This is a genomic window from Bradyrhizobium genosp. SA-3, from assembly GCF_004212635.1.
In the GTDB taxonomy this organism is placed as follows: domain Bacteria; phylum Pseudomonadota; class Alphaproteobacteria; order Rhizobiales; family Xanthobacteraceae; genus Bradyrhizobium.
In genome coordinates, this window is record NZ_PSRT01000158.1 from 1 (window position 1) to 17946 (window position 17946).

The 17946-nt window shown below is 65.5% G+C and carries 13 protein-coding genes; 7 read left to right on the forward strand and 6 right to left on the reverse strand.

The genetic code is table 11. The features are described from left to right. A partial coding sequence (locus CWO91_RS35925; protein WP_130220191.1) for an Rne/Rng family ribonuclease occupies positions 1-2387 on the reverse strand: 2387 nt, incomplete at its 3' end. A 706-nt stretch (positions 2388-3093) separates the two neighbouring features. Here CWO91_RS35925 and CWO91_RS35930 point away from each other — a divergent pair. The 5 genes from CWO91_RS35930 (at position 3094) to CWO91_RS35950 (ending at position 10417) form a co-directional block, all read left to right on the forward strand. Continuing rightward, complete coding sequence (locus tag CWO91_RS35930; protein ID WP_130220192.1) at positions 3094-4389, forward strand: N-acetylmuramoyl-L-alanine amidase; 1296 nt, start codon at positions 3094-3096, stop codon at positions 4387-4389. 254 nt (positions 4390-4643) lie between these two features. Next, positions 4644-7145, forward strand: a complete 2502-nt coding sequence (locus tag CWO91_RS35935; protein ID WP_130220193.1) for a penicillin-binding protein 1A — start codon at positions 4644-4646, stop codon at positions 7143-7145. Positions 7146-7347: 202 nt separating this feature from the next. Beyond that, a protein-coding gene (gene prfB / locus CWO91_RS35940) for a peptide chain release factor 2 (RefSeq protein WP_128934108.1) occupies positions 7348-8479 on the forward strand; the annotation gives its coding sequence in 2 pieces (ribosomal slippage) (positions 7348-7416 and positions 7418-8479; 1131 coding nt in all). Continuing rightward, the gene (locus CWO91_RS35945; RefSeq protein WP_349643607.1) at positions 8380-9363 is read left to right on the forward strand and encodes an NAD(P)-dependent oxidoreductase; all 984 of its coding nucleotides are present in this window, start codon (positions 8380-8382) and stop codon (positions 9361-9363) included. The genes prfB and CWO91_RS35945 overlap by 100 nt, the downstream gene beginning before the upstream one ends. Positions 9364-9505: 142 nt before the next feature. Continuing rightward, positions 9506-10417: a DMT family transporter gene (locus tag CWO91_RS35950; RefSeq protein WP_130220195.1), complete on the forward strand. Its 912-nt coding sequence runs from the start codon at positions 9506-9508 to the stop codon at positions 10415-10417. 30 nt (positions 10418-10447) lie between these two features. On the opposite strand, the gene CWO91_RS35955 is transcribed toward CWO91_RS35950, so the two are convergent. Genes CWO91_RS35955 through CWO91_RS43425 form a run of 5 tightly spaced genes read right to left on the reverse strand, consistent with a single transcriptional unit; the run spans position 10448 to position 15958 of the window. Further along, entirely contained in the window at positions 10448-11728 is a 1281-nt protein-coding gene (locus tag CWO91_RS35955; RefSeq protein WP_130220196.1) for an O-antigen ligase family protein, read from the reverse strand. 11 nt (positions 11729-11739) lie between these two features. After that, the gene (locus tag CWO91_RS35960; protein ID WP_165405952.1) at positions 11740-13119 is read right to left on the reverse strand and encodes a glycosyltransferase family 4 protein; all 1380 of its coding nucleotides are present in this window, start codon (positions 13117-13119) and stop codon (positions 11740-11742) included. Then, positions 13116-13856 (reverse strand): ABC transporter ATP-binding protein, encoded by a 741-nt coding sequence (locus tag CWO91_RS35965; protein ID WP_130220197.1) that lies wholly within the window; start codon positions 13854-13856, stop codon positions 13116-13118. The genes CWO91_RS35960 and CWO91_RS35965 overlap by 4 nt, the downstream gene beginning before the upstream one ends. 3 nt (positions 13857-13859) lie before the next feature. After that, a complete protein-coding gene (locus tag CWO91_RS35970) occupies positions 13860-15788 on the reverse strand; it encodes a glycosyltransferase (RefSeq protein ID WP_130220198.1) in 1929 nt (642 codons plus the stop codon). An 8-nt stretch (positions 15789-15796) separates the two neighbouring features. Next, positions 15797-15958 carry a hypothetical protein gene (locus CWO91_RS43425; RefSeq protein ID WP_165405953.1) on the reverse strand — a complete coding sequence of 54 codons (162 nt, stop codon included), beginning with the start codon at positions 15956-15958 and terminating at the stop codon, positions 15797-15799. Between the two features lie 129 nt (positions 15959-16087). Here CWO91_RS43425 and CWO91_RS35975 point away from each other — a divergent pair, with 129 nt between their 5' ends. Together CWO91_RS35975 and CWO91_RS35980 are read left to right on the forward strand one after the other, a co-directional pair. After that, positions 16088-16999 (forward strand): DUF6502 family protein, encoded by a 912-nt coding sequence (locus CWO91_RS35975; protein ID WP_130220199.1) that lies wholly within the window; start codon positions 16088-16090, stop codon positions 16997-16999. Next, positions 16996-17946: DUF5666 domain-containing protein (locus CWO91_RS35980; protein ID WP_130220200.1), on the forward strand; the 951-nt coding region annotated here is incomplete at its 3' end. The genes CWO91_RS35975 and CWO91_RS35980, both read left to right, overlap by 4 nt.

Consider the following 17946-nt stretch of genomic DNA (forward strand, 5'->3'; position numbering starts at 1 on the left):
CGCTTGCGGCGCTGGCCGTCCTGCTCGGGGGCTGCCTCACCGGCTGCCTGCTCCTCGGCGAGACCTTCGGTCTCCTCGGACTCGATCTCGGATTCCAGCTCCGCATCGAACTCCTCGTCCTCATAGGCGTCTTCGACCATAGGCGGCGGGCTCGCAGCCGCCTGCGCCGCAAGCAGCGCCTTGGCAGCTTCCAGCGTATGCACCTGCTCGCCGCGGTCGATAACGTAAGCCTGAGGTCCGCTCACGGACTGATCGGCGATGACCGACAGCGTGACCTTGAAGCCGTTCTCGAGATCACGCAGATGACCGCGCTTGTGGTTCAGCACGTAGAGCGCGACGTCGGTGCGGGTGCGAACCACGAGATTGTGGGTCGCGCCCTTCATCAGGATCTCTTCGAGGCCGCGCAGCAGCTGGAGCGCCACCGAGGAGACTGAGCGGACATGACCGGTCCCGCCGCAGTGCGGGCAGGGATCGGTCGAGCTCTCCAGCACGCTGGCGCGGATGCGCTGGCGCGACATTTCCAGCAGGCCGAAATGCGAGATGCGTCCGACCTGGATGCGCGCGCGATCCTGCCTGAGGCAATCGGACAGCTTGCGTTCGACCGCGCGGTTGTTGCGCTTCTCGTCCATGTCGATGAAGTCGATGACGATCAGGCCGGCGAGGTCGCGCAGGCGGAGCTGGCGGGCGACCTCTTCGGCCGCCTCCAGATTGGTCTTGAGCGCGGTGTCCTCGATATGGTGCTCGCGGGTCGATCGTCCGGAGTTGACGTCGATCGAGACCAGCGCTTCGGTCTGGTTGATGACGATGTAGCCGCCGGAGCGAAGCTGCACGGTCGGCGAGAACATCGCATCCAGCTGGCTCTCGACGCCCATCCGCGAGAACAGCGGCTGGCCGTCGCGATACTGCTTCACCGCGCTGACATTGGCGGGCATCAGCATCTTCATGAAGTCGCGCGCTTCGCGATAGCCGGATTCGCCGGCCACCTGGATCTCGTCGATCTCCTTGTTGTAGAGGTCGCGCAGCGAGCGCTTGATCAGCGAGCCTTCCTCGTAGACGAGGGTCGGGGCCTGCGACTTCAGCGTCAGGTCGCGCACCGTCTCCCACATCCGGATCAGATATTCGAAGTCGCGCTTGATCTCGGGCTTGGTGCGGGCAGCGCCGGCGGTGCGCAGGATGATGCCCATACCCTCGGGCACGTCGAGATCCTGCACCACTTCCTTCAGGCGCGACCGGTCCTGGGCGCTGGTGATCTTGCGGCTGATGCCGCCGCCGCGGGCGGTGTTGGGCATCAAGACGGCATAGCGGCCGGCGAGCGACAGATAGGTCGTCAGCGCGGCACCCTTGTTGCCGCGCTCTTCCTTGACGACCTGCACCAGCATCACCTGGCGACGCTTGATGACCTCCTGGATCTTGTACTGGCGGCGCGGGCGGAAAGTGCGCTCCGGCACTTCCTCCAGCACGTCGTCGCCGCCGACGGATTCGACGAGCTCCTCTTCGGCTTCCTCGCCGTCCTCGTCCTCGTCCTCGTCGTCGGCCGTCACTTCTGCCGCCTTGGCATGCGCCGCCTCGGCGCTCTCGTCGGCGGCGTAAACGGCATCGGCCGGTTCAGCGGCGACAGTTACAGCTTCGGCGAAGGCCTCGGCATGGGCTTCGGGGGCGGCGGCCTCCTGCGGCTCGGCAACGGTCTCGGCCGCAACCACGGGCTCGGCGCCGACGGCCGCGACAGGTGCGGGCGTCTCGTCGGCTTGATCATGGTCGTAATGATCATGCTCGCCGTGATCACCCTGGTCGTCATGAGCGTGGGCGTGATGGTGATCGTCATCATGGGGCTGATCATCGCCATGATCGTGTTCGTGATGATCGCGGCCGTCGTACTCGGCATCGGCGTGCAGGTGCTCACCTTCGTGCGAAGCGCCCTCGGTCTGCGCCGGCAGGGCCTCGCCCTCGACCGGCTGGGCCGCGGGATCGACGCCGGCCTCGAGGCCTTCGACGATGTCGCTACGGACGCGTTCGCCATGACCGCGGCGGCGGGCGTTGCGGTGGCGCGAACGGCGGCGGCCATGGGAGCGGTTCTCGCTCTCTTCCTCGGCCTCGCGATGAGCCTGTTCCTCGGCCTCGATCAGCGCCTGCCGGTCGGCGACCGGGATCTGGTAGTAATCGGGATGGATTTCGCTGAAGGCCAGGAAGCCGTGGCGGTTGCCGCCATATTCGACGAAAGCGGCTTGGAGCGAGGGTTCGACCCTGGTGACCTTGGCGAGGTAGATATTCCCGCGCAGTTGCTTGCGTTGTGCGGTCTCGAAGTCAAACTCTTCGACGCGATTGCCGCGGACCACGACGACCCGGGTCTCTTCCGGGTGGGTGGCATCGATCAACATCTTGTTGGGCATGTCTTAACTCTTGGCGGCGGCGGGCGCGATTCACCGTGGGCGCGTATCGCGCCGCCGGGTGACGCGACGGTCCACCTGATTCGGGGGTGAGGGGAAGGCCGAAACGCCGTCTCTCGCGCCTTGCCGAACCGGAAGCTTCAGGACCATGGGGGCGCGCGGGATTTTCAATCCGCAGCGTCGCGAATGGTCCTTCAGAATTCGTCGGCACAGTCTGGCGCATCAAGCGTCGGCCCGTATGAAACATTGGGCGGCGAGGCCGCCCCTCAATCAGTTGCTGCTGGCCAGGCATGGCGCGAGCGCGCTCGCCTTGGGGATCGCGAACCGCTCCCTTGGGATCAAGGGACCGGGTTAATGGGTTACGTCGCTGTCAGAACCGCCCGGGTGACGTGAGTGGTAACCCAGGACCGTCCGCCGCCGGGGCTTGCCCCGCTCCATCTCGTTGCCGCGCACCGCGCTGGTCTTAGAGAGGAACGGAAAACGCTGGAATTCCCAAACCTTGGGAGTTCCGGCGCTGCACCGGGAGGCTGAATGCGACACAACCGGGAATATCGGCCGTCAGCAGTCCGTACATACGAGGAATGAGCCATCCGTGCAAGGGAGCGTCGCACGGCGGTCACAGTCAGCGAGTTTCGCATATCCGTCATTAAGGATCGTTTAACCCTGTGGTTCTATTGCGTTAAAGAGGCTGCTCGGAGGCACGGAATCGGTGGCGAGCCGCACGAATCAAAGGGTTTTGCTGGGATGCGTGCTGCTGTGCGCCGCAGCATTGCCATATGCTGATTCCTCGCGCCTGAGCGCAGCGGAAAGCCAGTCGCAACCCTCTGTTGCGGTAGCGAATTTTCCAATCGCCTCGGCCGCCCGTCTGGCTGGCGATGGCAAGCAGACCCGCTTCATCCTCGACATCGACCAGACCGTGACCTTTCGTGCCGTCACGCTCGCCGACCCCTACCGCGTGGTGGTGGACGTGCCGCAAGTGAATTTTCAGCTGCCCGCCGGTACCGGCAGCGGGGGGCGGGGGCTGGTCAAGGCCTTCCGCTACGGGCTCGTCATGCCCGGCGGCTCGCGAATCGTGTTCGACCTGACCGGGCCGGCGAAGATCGCCAATTCCTACGTGGTCGAGGCCGCCAATGGCCAGCCGGCCCGGCTCGTGCTCGAGCTGGAGGAGGTCCACCGCGCCGCCTTTGCGCCATCGCTCGCGCCCGAAAACCGTCCCGAACTGAGGCCTGCGATCGCCGAGCCGCCGCCTGCCACGGTTCCCGCCACGGCAACCCCGGATGCCGCGCACCAGAAGGCCGATGGCCGTCCGGTGGTCGTGATTGATCCCGGCCATGGCGGCATCGATAACGGTACGCAGTCGAGCGGCGAGAGCGAGAAGAACCTCGTCCTGGCCTTTGGGCTGGCGCTACGCGATAAACTGGAAAAGGCGGGCAAATACCGCGTGGTCATGACGCGGGACGACGACACCTTCATTCCCCTCAATGACCGGACCAAAATCGCCCGCAATCTCAAGGCCGCTTTGTTCGTCTCGATTCATGCCGATGCGCTGCCTCGTGCCGAGGGCGATGCGCAAGGCGCGACCATCTACACGCTCTCCGACAAGGCGTCCGACGCCGAGGCCCAGCGGCTGGCGGACGCCGAGAACCGGGCGGATGCGATCGCCGGCTTCAACCTCGCGGAGGAGCCGACCGACGTCGCCGACATCTTGATCGACCTCACGCAGCGGGAAACCCGCACTTTTTCAAACCGTTTCGCCCGCCTTTTGATGGGAGAAATGAAGTCGACGGTGCGGATGCACAAGCATCCCCTGAAGTCGGCGGGCTTCCGGGTGCTGAAGGCGCCCGACGTGCCTTCGGTGCTGGTCGAGATCGGCTATGTCTCGAACAAGGGAGACCTCGAGCATCTGGTCTCCGAGGGCTGGCGGTCCCGTGCCGTGGGCTCCATGGCGCAGGCGATCGACGGGTTTTTGGCCAAGCGGATGGCCACGGCGGGATCGTCAAATTGACGACCCGGGGGTCTTCGAACTGAAAGGGTTTTTCCGTCCCGCCGCAAAAGCCCTAGTTTGGCCACAGCGGGCGCTTTATAAAAATGCCGCAGGGGGTTCCGGAATCGGAGAGAATCCCGCTCTGCAAGCGTCTAAAATCCGGCACTGATGTGATTGCGTAAGCCGGTGAATTCGCGACGTAAAGGTTGGCCCCTGTTTGGGGTGCCAAGGGGCTGATACTGGGCTGATCCAGAGTTTGAACGGATAAACACATAATGCGCTTGCTGGTGCGGTTCATGGGCTTCCTGTTCGCCGCGGGAACAGTGGTGTTCCTTGTCGGTGTCGGGGCCGTGGCAGGCCTGATCTGGCATTTCTCCAAGGACTTGCCGGACTACTCTCAGCTTCAGGATTACGAGCCGCCGGTGATGACCCGCGTGCACGCGGTCGACGGTTCGCTGCTCGGCGAATACGCCAAGGAGCGGCGGCTGTATCTGCCGATCCAGGCAGTGCCCAAGCTCGTGATCAACGCGTTCCTGGCGGCCGAGGACAAGAACTTCTACGAGCATGGCGGCATCGACTACACCGGCATGGCGCGCGCAGGTCTGGTCTACATCCAGAACTACGGCTCGAACCGGCGTCCGCAGGGCGCCTCCACCATCACCCAGCAAGTCGCCAAGAACTTCCTTCTGACCAACGAGGTCTCCTTCGCGCGCAAGATCAAGGAAGCCTTGCTGGCGATGCGTATCGAGAAGACCTACTCGAAGGACAAGATCCTCGAGCTGTATCTGAACGAAATCTATCTCGGCCTCGGCGCCTACGGCATCGCGGCGGCGTCGCTGGTCTATTTCGACAAATCGGTCAACGAGCTCACCGTTGCCGAAGCCGCTTATCTGGCCGCGCTGCCGAAGATGCCGGCGACCCTGCATCCGGTGCGCAACCGCGACCGCGCCGTCGAGCGCCGCAACTACGTGATCGACCGTCTTCAGGAGAACGGCTGGATCAAGCAGGCCGACGCCGAGAAGGCGCGCAAGGAGCCGCTCGCCGTCACCAGCCGCTCCAACGGGGCCCACACTTTCGCCGGCGAATATTTCGCCGAGGAAGTCCGCCGCGACATCTTCGAGCGCTATGGCGAGAAGAAGCTGTATGAGGGCGGTCTCTCTGTCCGCACCACACTCGATCCGAAAATCCAGGTAATGGCGCGCAAGACCATGGTCACCGGCCTCGTGAACTATGACGAGCAGCAGGGCTATCGCGGTGCCATGAGCAAGCTCGACATTTCGGGCGACTGGGGCGTGAAGCTTGCCGAGATCAAGTCGCTCTCCGACATCTCGCCATGGCGCATGGCGGTGGTGCTGGAGACCAGCGACCAGTCGGCGCGCATCGGCTTCCAGCCGAGCCGCGAGCTTGGCGGTGCCATCAGCAAGCAACGCGAGACCGGCATCGTCACGGTCGACGGCGTGCGCTGGGCGCGGGCCACGCAGGGTGGCACAAGGGGCAAGACGCCGACGGCGGTGTCGCAGGTGCTCCAGCCCGGCGACGTCATTTATGCCGATCCGCTCTACAAGGACGGCCAGCCCGTCGAGGGCCAGTACCGGCTGCGTCAGATCCCCGAAGTGTCGGGCGCGATGGTGGTGATGGATCCCTGGACCGGCCGTGTGCTCGCGATGGTCGGCGGCTTCTCGTTCGACCAAAGCCAGTTCAATCGCGCCACGCAGGCCTATCGGCAGCCGGGTTCGTCGTTCAAGCCGATCGTCTATTCGGCCGCGCTCGACAACGGCTATACGCCGTCGACCGTGGTGCTCGACGCGCCGATCGAAATCGACCAGGGCCAGGGCGCCGGCGTGTGGCGGCCTGAAAACTTCTCCTCGGGCAAGTTCCAGGGACCGGTGACGTTGCGCAACGCGCTGCGGCAGTCGCTGAACACCGTGACGGTGCGCCTCGCGCAGGACATCGGCATGCCCCTGATCGGGGAATATGCCCGCCGCTTCGGCGTCTATGACGAGCTGCCGAACTATCTGTCCTACGCGCTCGGCGCCGGCGAGACGACGGCGATGCGCATGGTGACGGCCTACTCGATGCTCGCCAATGGCGGCCGCCGGGTGAAGCCGACCTTGATCGACCGCATCCAGGACCGCTACGGCCGCACCATCTTCAAGCACGACCAGCGCGAATGCCGCGGCTGCGACGCGCCGGGCGGCTGGAAGAATCAGACCGAGCCGCAGCTGATCGACCGCCGCGAGCAGGTGCTGGATTCCATGACCGCCTATCAGATCACCGAGCTGATGGAGGGCGTGGTGCAGGCCGGTACCGCGACCGTGGTCAAGGAAGTCGGCAAGCCGATCGCCGGTAAGACCGGCACCACCAACGAGGCCAAGGACGCCTGGTTCGTCGGCTTCTCGCCCGACGTCGCCGTCGCCATCTATATGGGATACGACAAGCCGCGTCCGCTGGGCAAAGGCAACGCCGCGACCGGCGGCCATCTGGCAGCTCCCATCGCGCGCGACTTCCTCAAGCTCGCGCTCGCCGACAAGCCCGCCGTTCCGTTCAAGGTGCCGGCCGGCATCAAGCTCGTGCGCGTCGTCGCCAAGACCGGCATGCGCGCAGGTCCCGGCGAGACCGGCGGAACCATTTTGGAGGCCTTCAAGCCAGGCACGGCGCCGCCGGATAATTATTCGGTCATCGGCGTGGCCGATGCGGATGGGCGCATGCCGGCGTCACAACAGCAGCAGCCGGATTCCGGCTTCTTCATGCGGCCGGGCACCGGCGGGCTGTACTAAAGCGCGATGAGATTAGGATGAATCGTCATCGCGCTTTAGCTTGTTGTTTGAGCATGATCTTTTCGGAAAACCGCTGCGCACTTTTCCGGATCATGCTTTAGCGGATAACGCTGACGTTTGAGGGAGCGGGCGGTTGCGCTTTGGCGCCGCCGCCGTTACATCCCCGTTGCAATCGAAACGCGGAACAATTCCAGAGAACGACATGCGCGCCGAAATCGAACGGTTGGTAGAAGAGATCAAGCAGTCAGTCGGGCTGCTGAGGAGGCATCTTTGACGTCGAGAAATCGACGGCACGCCTCGCTGAGCTGAACAAGCTCGCAGAAGATCCCGATCTCTGGAACGATCCCCAGAAGGCCCAGAAGCTGATGCAGGAGCGCACCTCGCTGGAGGATGCGCTGTCGGGCATCGGCAAGGTCGAGCAGGAACTCGAAGACGATATCGGCATGATCGAGCTCGGCGAGGCCGAGGGCGATGACGGTGTCGTTGCCGAGGCCGAAGCCGCGCTGAAGAACCTCAAGAAGGAGGTGGCGCGGCGCGAGCTCGAGGCGCTGCTGTCGGGCGAGGCCGACCGCTTCGATTCCTATCTCGAAGTCCATGCCGGCGCCGGCGGCACCGAAAGTCAGGACTGGGCGCAGATGCTCTTGCGCATGTACACGCGCTGGGCCGAAACCCACGGCTTCAAGGTCGAATTTCTGGAAGAATCCGAGGGCGAAGAGGCCGGCATCAAGTCGGCGACGATCCAGGTCTCCGGCCATAACGCCTATGGCTGGCTGAAGACCGAAGCCGGTGTGCATCGCCTGGTGCGCATCTCGCCGTTCGACTCCAACGCGCGGCGGCACACCTCGTTCTCGAGCGTGCAGGTGTTCCCCGTCATCGACGACAGCATCAAGATCGACATCAAGGAGTCCGACGTCCGCACCGACACCATGCGTTCGGGCGGTGCCGGCGGTCAGCACGTCAACAAGACCGAATCCGCGGTGCGCCTGACGCATATCCCGACTGGTGTCGCGGTGGTCTGTCAGGCCGGCCGCTCGCAGCACAAGAATCGAGCGCAGGCCTGGGATATGCTGCGTGCTCGCCTTTACGAGATCGAGCTGAAGAAGCGTGAGGAGAAAGCCGCCGCCGACCAGGCTGCCAAGACCGATATCGGCTGGGGCCACCAGATCCGCTCCTATGTGCTGCAGCCCTACCAGATGGTGAAGGATCTGCGCACGGGCGTGCAGACCTCGGACACATCCGGCGTGCTCAACGGCGAGCTCGACGACTTCATGGCCGCGACGCTGGCGCAGCGCGCCTTCGGCACCACCAGCGGCGACATCGAGGACGTGGACTGATCATGCCCCGCGTCGCCTTCATCGGGCTTGGGCGGATGGGGCACGGCATGGCCGGCCGCTATCTCGATGCCGGTTTCACGGTGACGCTGTGGAATCGCAGCAAGGTCAAGGCCGAAGACCTGATCGCCCGCGGCGCGCATTGGGCGACGTCCCCTGAGGATGCCGCGATCGATGCCGATGCGGTCGTGACCATGGTCGCCGATGACGAGGCCTCGCGTGCGGTCTGGCTCGGGCTCAAGGGCGCGGCCAAGACCGCGAAGGCCGGCACCATCGCCATCGAGTGCTCGACTGTTTCCTATGACCACGCCCGCGAGATGGGCCGCGAGCTGAACGCGCGCGGGCTCATTTACATCGACTGCCCCGTGACCGGATTGCCCGATGCGGCCGCTAGCGGAAAGCTGACGCTGCTGGTTGGCGCCAATGCAGCCGATCTCGAGCGCGCGCGGCCCTATCTCGACCCAATCGGCTCGACCATCCGCCATTTCGGTGCGATCGGCACCGGCACGGTCTACAAGCTCATCAACAATCTGATGGGCGCGATCCAGATCGCCGGCCTCGCCGAGGGCCTTGCGATCGCCGAGCAGGCCGGGCTCGACATGAACCTGGTGCTGGAGTCGATTCAGGCGGGCGTTGCGGCAAGCCCCCAGGTGCAGCGCCACTCCAGGCGCATGGTCGCCCGCGATTTCAGCGGCGCGACCTTCACGTCGGCGCTGCGGCACAAGGATGCCGCCTACGCGGTGAAGCTCGCCGAGAGTCTGCTGGCTGATAAGCCACTGGTCGCACGTGCCGCGGTCGAGGCGTACGCGCAGGCGAAGGCTGTGATGCCCGACGATGATGAAGGCAGGATGATCGAGCTGGTGTCACGACCGAAGGCGCCGTCGTAGACAAGCGTATCAACTTGGGGCCGCCTTGGCCGCTCCATTCATTCCGAGCACCGGTTTTGTAAACCGGTGCTTCATCGGAAATCGGGTGGCATTGTCCACCGCATCGTTCTAGGCGATGGCTCGGCCGCCGAGGTGAGACGCCATGCCCCCGAACGACAACCGGATCGATGCGCGCGACTGGTCGCTGTTCGCCGTGCTCTCGGTGCTCTGGGGTGGCTCGTTCTTCTTCAACGGCGCGGGGTTACGGGAATTGCCGCCGCTGACGCTGGTGTTCCTGCGCGTCGCGCTTGGCGCCGCCATTCTCCTGCCGTTGCTGCGCGTGCAGGGGATCGGCTTCCCCACGGGCACGATGGGCTGGAGGCCGTTCGTCGCGATCGGGCTGCTCAACAACGTCATTCCATTCTCGCTCATCGTGGTCGGCCAGACTTTCATTCCGAGTGGGCTGGCCTCGATCCTGAACGCGACCACGCCGCTGTTCACTGTGGTGGTGATGGCGGCGGCAGGCGACGAGACCTTGCAGATGCGTCGCATGGTCGGGGTGGCGCTGGGGCTCCTCGGCGTGATCATCCTGCGCGGATGGGGCTTCGAAACGAGGCCAGGGCAGGGGCTCGGCATCCTGCTTTGCCTCGGCGGCGCGTTAAGCTATGCCTTTGCGGCACTGGCGGCGCGGCGATTGCTGAAGGACGCAGCTCCGCTGGGCACGGCGACGTTTCAACTGATGGCGTCGACCGTGATGATGGCGGCCGTCGCCGGCGCGGTGGAGCAACCCTGGCGCCTTCCGATGCCGAGCCTCACAACCTGGCTTGCGGTGCTTGGCCTTGCCGGCCTGTCGACGGCGCTCGCCTACATCGTCTTCTTTCAGATCCTGCGGCGCTCGGGCGCGAGCAATGTCATGCTGGTGACGCTGCTCATTCCCGTCACGGCCATCCTTCTGGGATGGCTGGTGCTGGGTGAGCCGATCTCGATGCGCGAGATCGCCGGCGCAATCGTCATCGGCAGCGCGTTGCTGGTGATTGACGGACGTGTGCTAGGACTGCTGCGCCGCGGCGGCTAAGTTTCCGGTCGGCCACGAGCGCGCCAATAGTCAGGGCCGGCTGCCGGCTCTCGCCTTCAGCGCCATGCCGCCGGCGACGCCGACGCCGAGCACGTACATCCAGCCCTCGTGGAAATCGAACAGGTGCGAGTTCAACAGCGAGCTCGTGACGTTCTGCACCACGACGACGAGGCCGATCCAGGCGGCGAGGCCTTCCCCTGCAAACAAGCGAAGATGTGCGATCCAGAGGGCGTAGAGCAGGACGACGCCCAGAAGGCCCCATTGCACGGCGATGTTGAGGGTCTGGTTGTGCGGATTACTGACGACCTCGGCATCGAGGCTGCTCCCGCTTGTGGCGGCGCGCTCGAACTGGCGCTTGATCGAACCGGTGCCGTGGCCGATCAGGGGCGCCTCGACAAAGGCGTGAACCGACTTGCGCCAATAGGTCAGCCGCTGTGCCGTCGAGGCGCGGCTGATGTCCTCATGGCCGTGGTAGTATTCGACGGCGATATCGGTGATGCGCTGGCGCAGATAGGGCGATGTCGTCCAGGCCAGCGCGCTCGCGGCGAGCGTGGCCGCGAGCAGGAGCAGTGCCGCGCGCCGGCTCAGATGCTTCCAGGCAAATAAGCCCAGCAGCACCGCGATGCAGAGCAGCGCCGTGCGAGCGGACGCGACGAACACCATGTTGGTGGCGAACAGCAGGATCAGCGCCAGGCAGGCGGCTGTCGCGACCACGTGTCCGCTGCGCCAGAATGTCAACACAGGGAGTGCAAGCGCGAACGCGCAGAGCGTGAATTCCTGACTCTGGTCGATGTAATTCTTGACGGGAACGCCTGATGACGCCGTCGCGGTGATCTTCCAGCTGGGATCGAGCAGCACGATCCAGGAGAAGAGCGCAAGCAGCGCGCAGGAGGCGAGAAAGGCGAGACAGACCCACGAACCGCGCTCGGACCGGCTGAAATGGTAGAGCAGCGGCGGAACGAGCACGAGCTTTGCCACCGGCTTGATCGCATGCAGCCTGTCGGCCCATGCGCCGTCCGACCACAGCGTGCCGATGAGGGCGAGCAGCAGGAAGACGAAGGGCAGGGCAAGCGCGGGCCGCACGAGCCCGCGCGCATAGTCGCGCCAGTCGATGGTCGGCGTAACCGCGAGCAGCCAAAGCCCGACGAAGATCGAAGGCGCCGTGGTCGACCAGGGCAGCGACGCCGCGATCAGGACGGCGAGCATGTCGGCAGCGCGGAACAGCGCGGCGGAACGGCCCAGGGCCTGCCATCGGTCGCGCAAAGTTGGCGGGGCGGCCGGACCGGACCATGCTGCCTGCTCAGCTGTCATCTGGCTGACGCCTACTGTGCCGCGACCAGGCTTTCTCTCGGCATCTCATGACCGAGGAAATCCCGGGCCTGGGTTTCGTAGCCGAAGCGCTCAGTGAGCTCATGGCGCCTCGCCCGGATCTTGCCGCGCCACTCCTCCTGCCGCGTCAGCACGCGGGTGACGGAGGCTGCGATCGCCTCGGTCGAGAACGGATCGAAATAGTCGGCGAGCTCGCCCGCGACCTCGCGGAAGACGGAGATGTCGGAGCACAGCACCGGCGTGTTCGCGGCCAGCGCCTCGATGATCGGCACGCCAAAACGTTCGGCGAAGCTCGGCATGATCAGGCCGTGCGCTTCCGCGATCAGGACCGCCTTCTCGTGCTCGTCGACATAGCCGGCGAAGCGGACGTTCGGCGGCAGATTGCGCATCCGGCTGATCTCACCGGCATAACCGATCACGACGAGATCGGCGTGGGGTACGCCGCGGAAGGCGCGGACCACGGTGGCGACGTTCTTGCGCGGCTCGTTCGAGACGATGACGACGAAGCTCGGCCGCCCCGGACGCCCCGACGGGGCTGGCAGGTGCAGGACATCCGGGGCGTCGAACCGGGTGCGGGGATACACGACCCGCGCCGGCAGGTGCGCAAATTGCGGCAACAGTTCCCTGAACCGCATCATGCTATAGTTTGAAACAAAGGCGAGCTCGTCGGCCTGGCGCAGGCTGGTGAGCAGCCGCGACAGGAACAGCCGCGTTGCGACGTCACTGAGCTTGAGGTCGGTGAGCGGCAGCAAATCATGGACCACGCAGATCACCTTGGCGTCGGGCCTGCGCCTGATCGCCACCCTCGTCGGCGTATCCACGACGATGACGTCGTAGTCGCGCGCGTCCACCCGCGGCGGCGGCAGCAGGAAGAACGCTGAGGAGTCCTGATAGCTGTAGAAGCCGGGCTCGAGCTGAAAGTCGCGGAACAGCTCGAGATGGCGCAGGTCCGGCGGGACGTATTCGAGCGCGTCGGTCCTGTTCTCGATCAGCCGGGCGTGCAGGCCACGCAGGCCGACGGCGCGAAGGAAGCAGACGATGTAGTCCCACGACACCGACATGGTGGCCTTGTGGCGGATCCAGTCGAGCGTGCGCCGCAGCCCGCCGCGCGCGACCGGCTCGCCCATGTTGACCTCGTCGAGGAAGCGGTAGAGGGCAAGCAGCTCGATATTGCGTGACTGGGCTGGAAAGAGTTTGGTGCGCCGCTCGCGCCGGTGCAGCTTGCGATAGCGCCGGGTGGTCTCGACCAGCAGCGTCAGCTCGTGCCCCTCGGCCGCGAGCGAGCGCATCAGTTCACGTGTGAAGTGGAAGATGCCGCGCTTGTGGTTGGGCTCGCCGAGTGCCTCGGACACGACAAGGATGTTCTGCTTCATGCGCGTTTCTCGCGGAGCTCGAAGGTGTGGGTGGCCGGCGGGGTGACCATGACGGTCGAGGCGACGCGGCCGTGATCGAGATTGATGATGCTGGTGCAGGTGCGGCGCAGCAGCGGCTGATCGTGCGAGGCGATGATCACGATTGCCGCCTGCGACACGAGGTTCAGCAGCCGCTGCTGGGCCTTCTCCGCAAAGTGCTCGTCGACGACGCTGAGCCATTCGTCGAGCAGGAGGATATCGGCAGGAAACGCCGTGGCGGTCGCAAACAGCACCCGCATCAGCATGCCCGAGGAGAACATCCGCAGCGGCAGCCGCTGCATGCGCGCCTCGAGCTCGGTGAAGGCCCAGATCTCGTCGATCACGCGGCGGGTCGGCTTGCGGCCGCTGATCCGCAGCAGCAGCGCGATGTTGTCCTCGGCGACGAAATCCAAATTGACGCCCGCGTTGAGGCCGAGCAGCGGCACGACGTTGCCTTGAATTGCGATGTTGCCACTGCTCGACGGATAGACGCCGGCGATCAGCCGCAGCAGCGTCGATTTGCCCGAGCCGTTGGGGCCGGCAAGCCCGATGCGGGCGCCCGCCTCGGCCTCGATCGTGACGTTGTCGACGGCGCGGATGATCCGCATCTCGCCCGGCTCGCGAATGAGATGGCCGAGCAGCCGCCGCTTCAGCGAATAGTCGTAGGCGCCGTAGAGCGGATAGTCGAGACAGACGTTGTGAAGGCTGATCGAGACCATGCGTCAGATCCAGAATGCAGCTTTGCGCAGATGGACCAGCGTCAGCACGCTCGCGCAGATCAGGAGCGCCAGTGCGACAAGGACATAGACGATGCTGACGGGATCGACATGGCCACCCGCCAGCGGCTCCCTCCACACCGCGAACAGATGCGTCAGCGGATTGATCCGCATCACCGTCGAGCGATGGTTGATCATCTCCGACGACCAGATCACGGGTGAGGCGAGAAAGGCGAGCATCAATGTGGATTCGATGATCGGCTTGAGGTCGCGATAGCGCGTTGCCATCGCACCGAGGACGAGGCTCAGGGCGAATGTGCAGACCACGAACAGCAGGAGGCCAGGCAGCGCCGCCAGTGCGTGAGAGAGATCGTGGCGGGACAGGATAAGCCACAGGAGCAGCGGCACGCAGGCGTTATGGAGCGCGAACAGCGCCTGACGGAACGTGCATTGCAGCAGGAAGATGACCGGCGGCAGCGCCCGGTCGCGGATCAGGCTCGCGGAGTTTTGCAGCGCCGTAGTGGCATCGAGCACCACGCTGTTGAGGAAGGTCCAGGCCGTCATCGACAGCGCCAGCATGGGCAGGCGTGACAGCACGTCGGCGTTCGACATCTGCCCGATCACCGAGCCGAGCACCGCGACCACGATCGCCATCTGGAGCGACATCCAGAACGGGCCGAGCAGTGAGCGCACATAGCGGTGTCGCATGTCGGACCAGGCCAGCGCCGCCGCGATCCGGACGGTGTCCACCCACCCCGTCGCCTGCGGCGGATCGGCGATCGCCGATCGCTGCTCGCTCGGTGCGGCGATGGCCTCGCGGTAGACGGCCTCCATGCCTTGCTTGAAGGCCGTGGCCGAATAGCGGGTGAGGGCGCGCGTGCGCGCCGATAGTCCCATGCGGCGGCGGCGCTCGGGATCGCGGATCAGCGTATCGATGGCTTCACCCAGCTTGGCGGCGTCGCCGGGCGGCACAGTGATCGCCTCCGTGCCGTGGCGGGCGACGCGTGGCACTGCGGTGTCGAGCGCCGTGTTCACGACCGGACGGCCGGCGGCCATGGCTTCCAGCTGGACGAGGCCGAACGTCTCGGCACTGGTCACCGATGGCATCACGAAGACGTCGGCAAGGCACATCAGCTTGATGCGCTCGCAATCGTTGACTGAGCCGAGCAGGCGGACGCGGTCACCGAGGCCGAGCTCGTGGATCAATTGCTCGAGCCGCGGCCGCTCGGTGCCCTCACCGATGATCCAGACCTCGAAATTGTGTGCGGCAGCGGCGCGGATCAGCACGTCGAAACCCTTGTAGGGCACCAGCCGGCCGCAGGCCAGCACGAGCCGGCCGCGATCGTTGACGTGGTGCGGCTCGATCTTCGGCCAGTCATAGCCCGTGGTGTCGATGCCGAATGGCACGACGTGGCATTTGTCCTCGAACTCGCGCAGCAACGGCGTGTTGTCGACCAGCACATGGTCCGAGACGATGATCGCCTTGGCGCGCCGCAAGGTCCGCCGCATCAACGGTTCGACGAACCAGCGCAGGCCGGCATGGGTGACGATGTCGGCGTGCCAGTGCACCACCAGCGGCCGCTTGGCGCCGAATCCGAAGGCAAAGACGAGGTCGGCGAGCGGGAAGCGGGCGTGGAGTGCGAGCAGATCGTGCGCGGCGATCTTGCGCCACAGCCGCCAGGGATAGGTGGGAGCGGCCGGCAGCGACAACAGATTGCCGAACGAGCGGACGCGCTCGACCGCGACGTCGTTGACGACGATCTCGCGCCGTTCGGCCGACTGCGAGCAGACCAGCACGGCGGAGGCGAAGGCATCTTTCAGGCTCGCGCAGATGTCGCGGATCACCGTGAGCGTGCCGCCGAACAGGTCGGGATAATAGACCTTGAAGATGTGCAGCACCGACGGGCGGCGCGGGGTTTCGTGGGTGTGATGCATGACGGTGGTCAGCCTGCGAGAAGCGCGGCGAGGAACGGTGCGGCCAGCACCGCAATGAAGATCGCGCCGCGCAGCAGCGCCGGCAGCATCGGCTCGATCGCGCCGTGCCCCCAATCGGGAGTCGGCATAGCAGGCGGTGAAGTGGAAATGCGGACCAAGCGGTCAACCATGGGTTTTAAGTCCCTCTACGTCGCGCCCTCAGTGGTGGCTCGTATATGTGGGAAAATTTACCACGTCAATCGGCCCTCGATGAAAAAAGTGGGATTGTGTCCCACGTGAGGCATCGGTACAATTCAGACATGAATGCCAAGTCCGGGTCCAAGGAGGCTGACAAATCGGCCGACAAGCCGATGGCGCCGCAGCCGAATGCCGCCGGGAAGCTGCACGCGCCGCTGGCGCGGCTGCTGCGCCCGCTCGTGCGGCTGTGCATCCGCAGTGGCATGACCTTTCCGGCGCTGGCGCAGCTGCTTCGCGAGCTTTTCGTCAATGTCGCCGAGCACGATTTCGCGCTGGAGGGAAAAGAGCAGACCGACAGCCGGGTCAGCCTGCTCACCGGCATCCATCGCAAGGAGGTGGCGCGGCTGCGCGGCGCCGGCGCACCCGTGCACGAGGCGCCGGCGGCGGTATCGCTGACCAGTGCGGTGATCGCGCGCTGGCTTGCCGCGCCGGAATTCACCGATGCCAAGGGCGAGCCGCTCGCCTTGCCGCGCACAGCCGAGGGCGATGCGCCGTCGTTCGAGCAACTCGTCGCTTCCGTCACCAAGGACGTGCGCCCGCGCGCGGTGCTTGACGAATGGATCGACCGCAAGCTCGTCACCATCAACGACGCTGACGAAATCGAGCTGGTCGAGGCCGCCTTCGTTCCCAGCGGTGAGGACGACGGCAAATGGCACTATCTCGGCCGCAATCTGCACGACCATATCGCGGCTGCCGCGGAAAACGTCGCTGGGGCGCCACGCTTCCTCGAACGCGCGGTGCACTACAACAACATCTCGCCGAAGCTGGCACGGAAGCTCGAGGCACGTTCGCGCGAGCTTGCCATGGATGCGCTGAAGACGGCCAACCGTGAGGCCAACCGGGCTCTCGCCAAGGACAAGGGCGGCAACGCGCGCTGGAATTTCGGCCTCTACATCTACAGCGAAGATGCCGATGAGGAAGGCGGGGCGAAGGAGGGCGGCAAAGACGGTGGCAAAGAGGGCGCTTCGTCATGAGCCGGCCGCCGCTCATCTCCCGCCGCCTACTGCTGATGGGATTCTGGCTCGCCGGCACGGGCCTCGCCCGTGCGCAGGTCAAGCGCGGCACCGATCAGGGCATCGGCGGCACCGGGATCACGCGCGGCGATGATCACGGCATCGGCGGCACCGGCATCGTCGGCGTGATCCAGCGTTTCGGCAGCATCTACGTCAACGGCCAGCGCGTCACCTATGCGAGCGACGTTCCGGTCCGGATCGACGGCGAAGCGGCCAGCGCCAAGGCGCTGCGCATCGGTCAGCTCGCGCGCGTGGTTGCGACCCGTCAGGCCGACGGCACGCTGATCACGCGCAACATCACGATCGCGAGCGAGGTCTCCGGTCCGATTGAGCAGGTGAAGGGCAACGAGCTGACCGTGCTCGGCCAGAAGATCGTCGCCGGCGACAAGGAGAGCAAGCTCCGGACGGGCACGCAGGTTGCCGTCTACGGCTTGCGCCGTACTGACGGGGTCATCGTCGCAAGCCTGGTGGAGCCGCGGCGCGATGCGGCCGCGCGCGTGACGGGGCTGGTCGAACGCGGGCCGGACGGCTTGCGAATCGGCGGGTTGAAGCTGAACGGCGTCGATCCCTTGCTCGTCGGCCAGCGCGTCCAGATCGAGGGCAGTGCGAGCCAGGGCGCGATGCAGGCCGCGCGCACGCGGATCGACGATTTCTCGGATCTCGTCGGCGCGAGCCGCCTGTCGGTCGAGGCCTACGTGCAGAGGATGGGATCGAACCTCCAGCTCGGCTCCGGGCTCATCGCCCATGACAGCTCGCGCTTCGGGCCAGCCGCCGGCGAAGCACGCATGGTGGTCAACGGCGTGTTCGATCGCTCACGCGGCCTTCAGCTCGATTCGGCGCGCGCGGTCGGCCAATTCCCGGGATCGCCGGGGCAGGCGCCTGGCGGAGCAGGCCAGCCCGGGCGCTCG

Excerpts from the sequence above, each read along its gene's own strand:
- CWO91_RS35935 (WP_130220193.1), top strand. The coding sequence starts at position 4,644 with ATGCGCTTGCTGGTGCGGTTCATGGGCTTCCTGTTCGCCGCGGGAACA.
- CWO91_RS35950 (WP_130220195.1), top strand. The coding sequence starts at position 9,506 with ATGCCCCCGAACGACAACCGGATCGATGCGCGCGACTGGTCGCTGTTC.
- CWO91_RS35955 (WP_130220196.1), bottom strand. The coding sequence starts at position 11,728 with ATGACAGCTGAGCAGGCAGCATGGTCCGGTCCGGCCGCCCCGCCAACT.
- CWO91_RS35960 (WP_165405952.1), bottom strand. The coding sequence starts at position 13,119 with ATGAAGCAGAACATCCTTGTCGTGTCCGAGGCACTCGGCGAGCCCAAC.
- CWO91_RS35965 (WP_130220197.1), bottom strand. The coding sequence starts at position 13,856 with ATGGTCTCGATCAGCCTTCACAACGTCTGTCTCGACTATCCGCTCTAC.
- CWO91_RS35970 (WP_130220198.1), bottom strand. The coding sequence starts at position 15,788 with ATGCATCACACCCACGAAACCCCGCGCCGCCCGTCGGTGCTGCACATC.
- CWO91_RS43425 (WP_165405953.1), bottom strand. The coding sequence starts at position 15,958 with ATGGTTGACCGCTTGGTCCGCATTTCCACTTCACCGCCTGCTATGCCG.
- CWO91_RS35975 (WP_130220199.1), top strand. The coding sequence starts at position 16,088 with ATGAATGCCAAGTCCGGGTCCAAGGAGGCTGACAAATCGGCCGACAAG.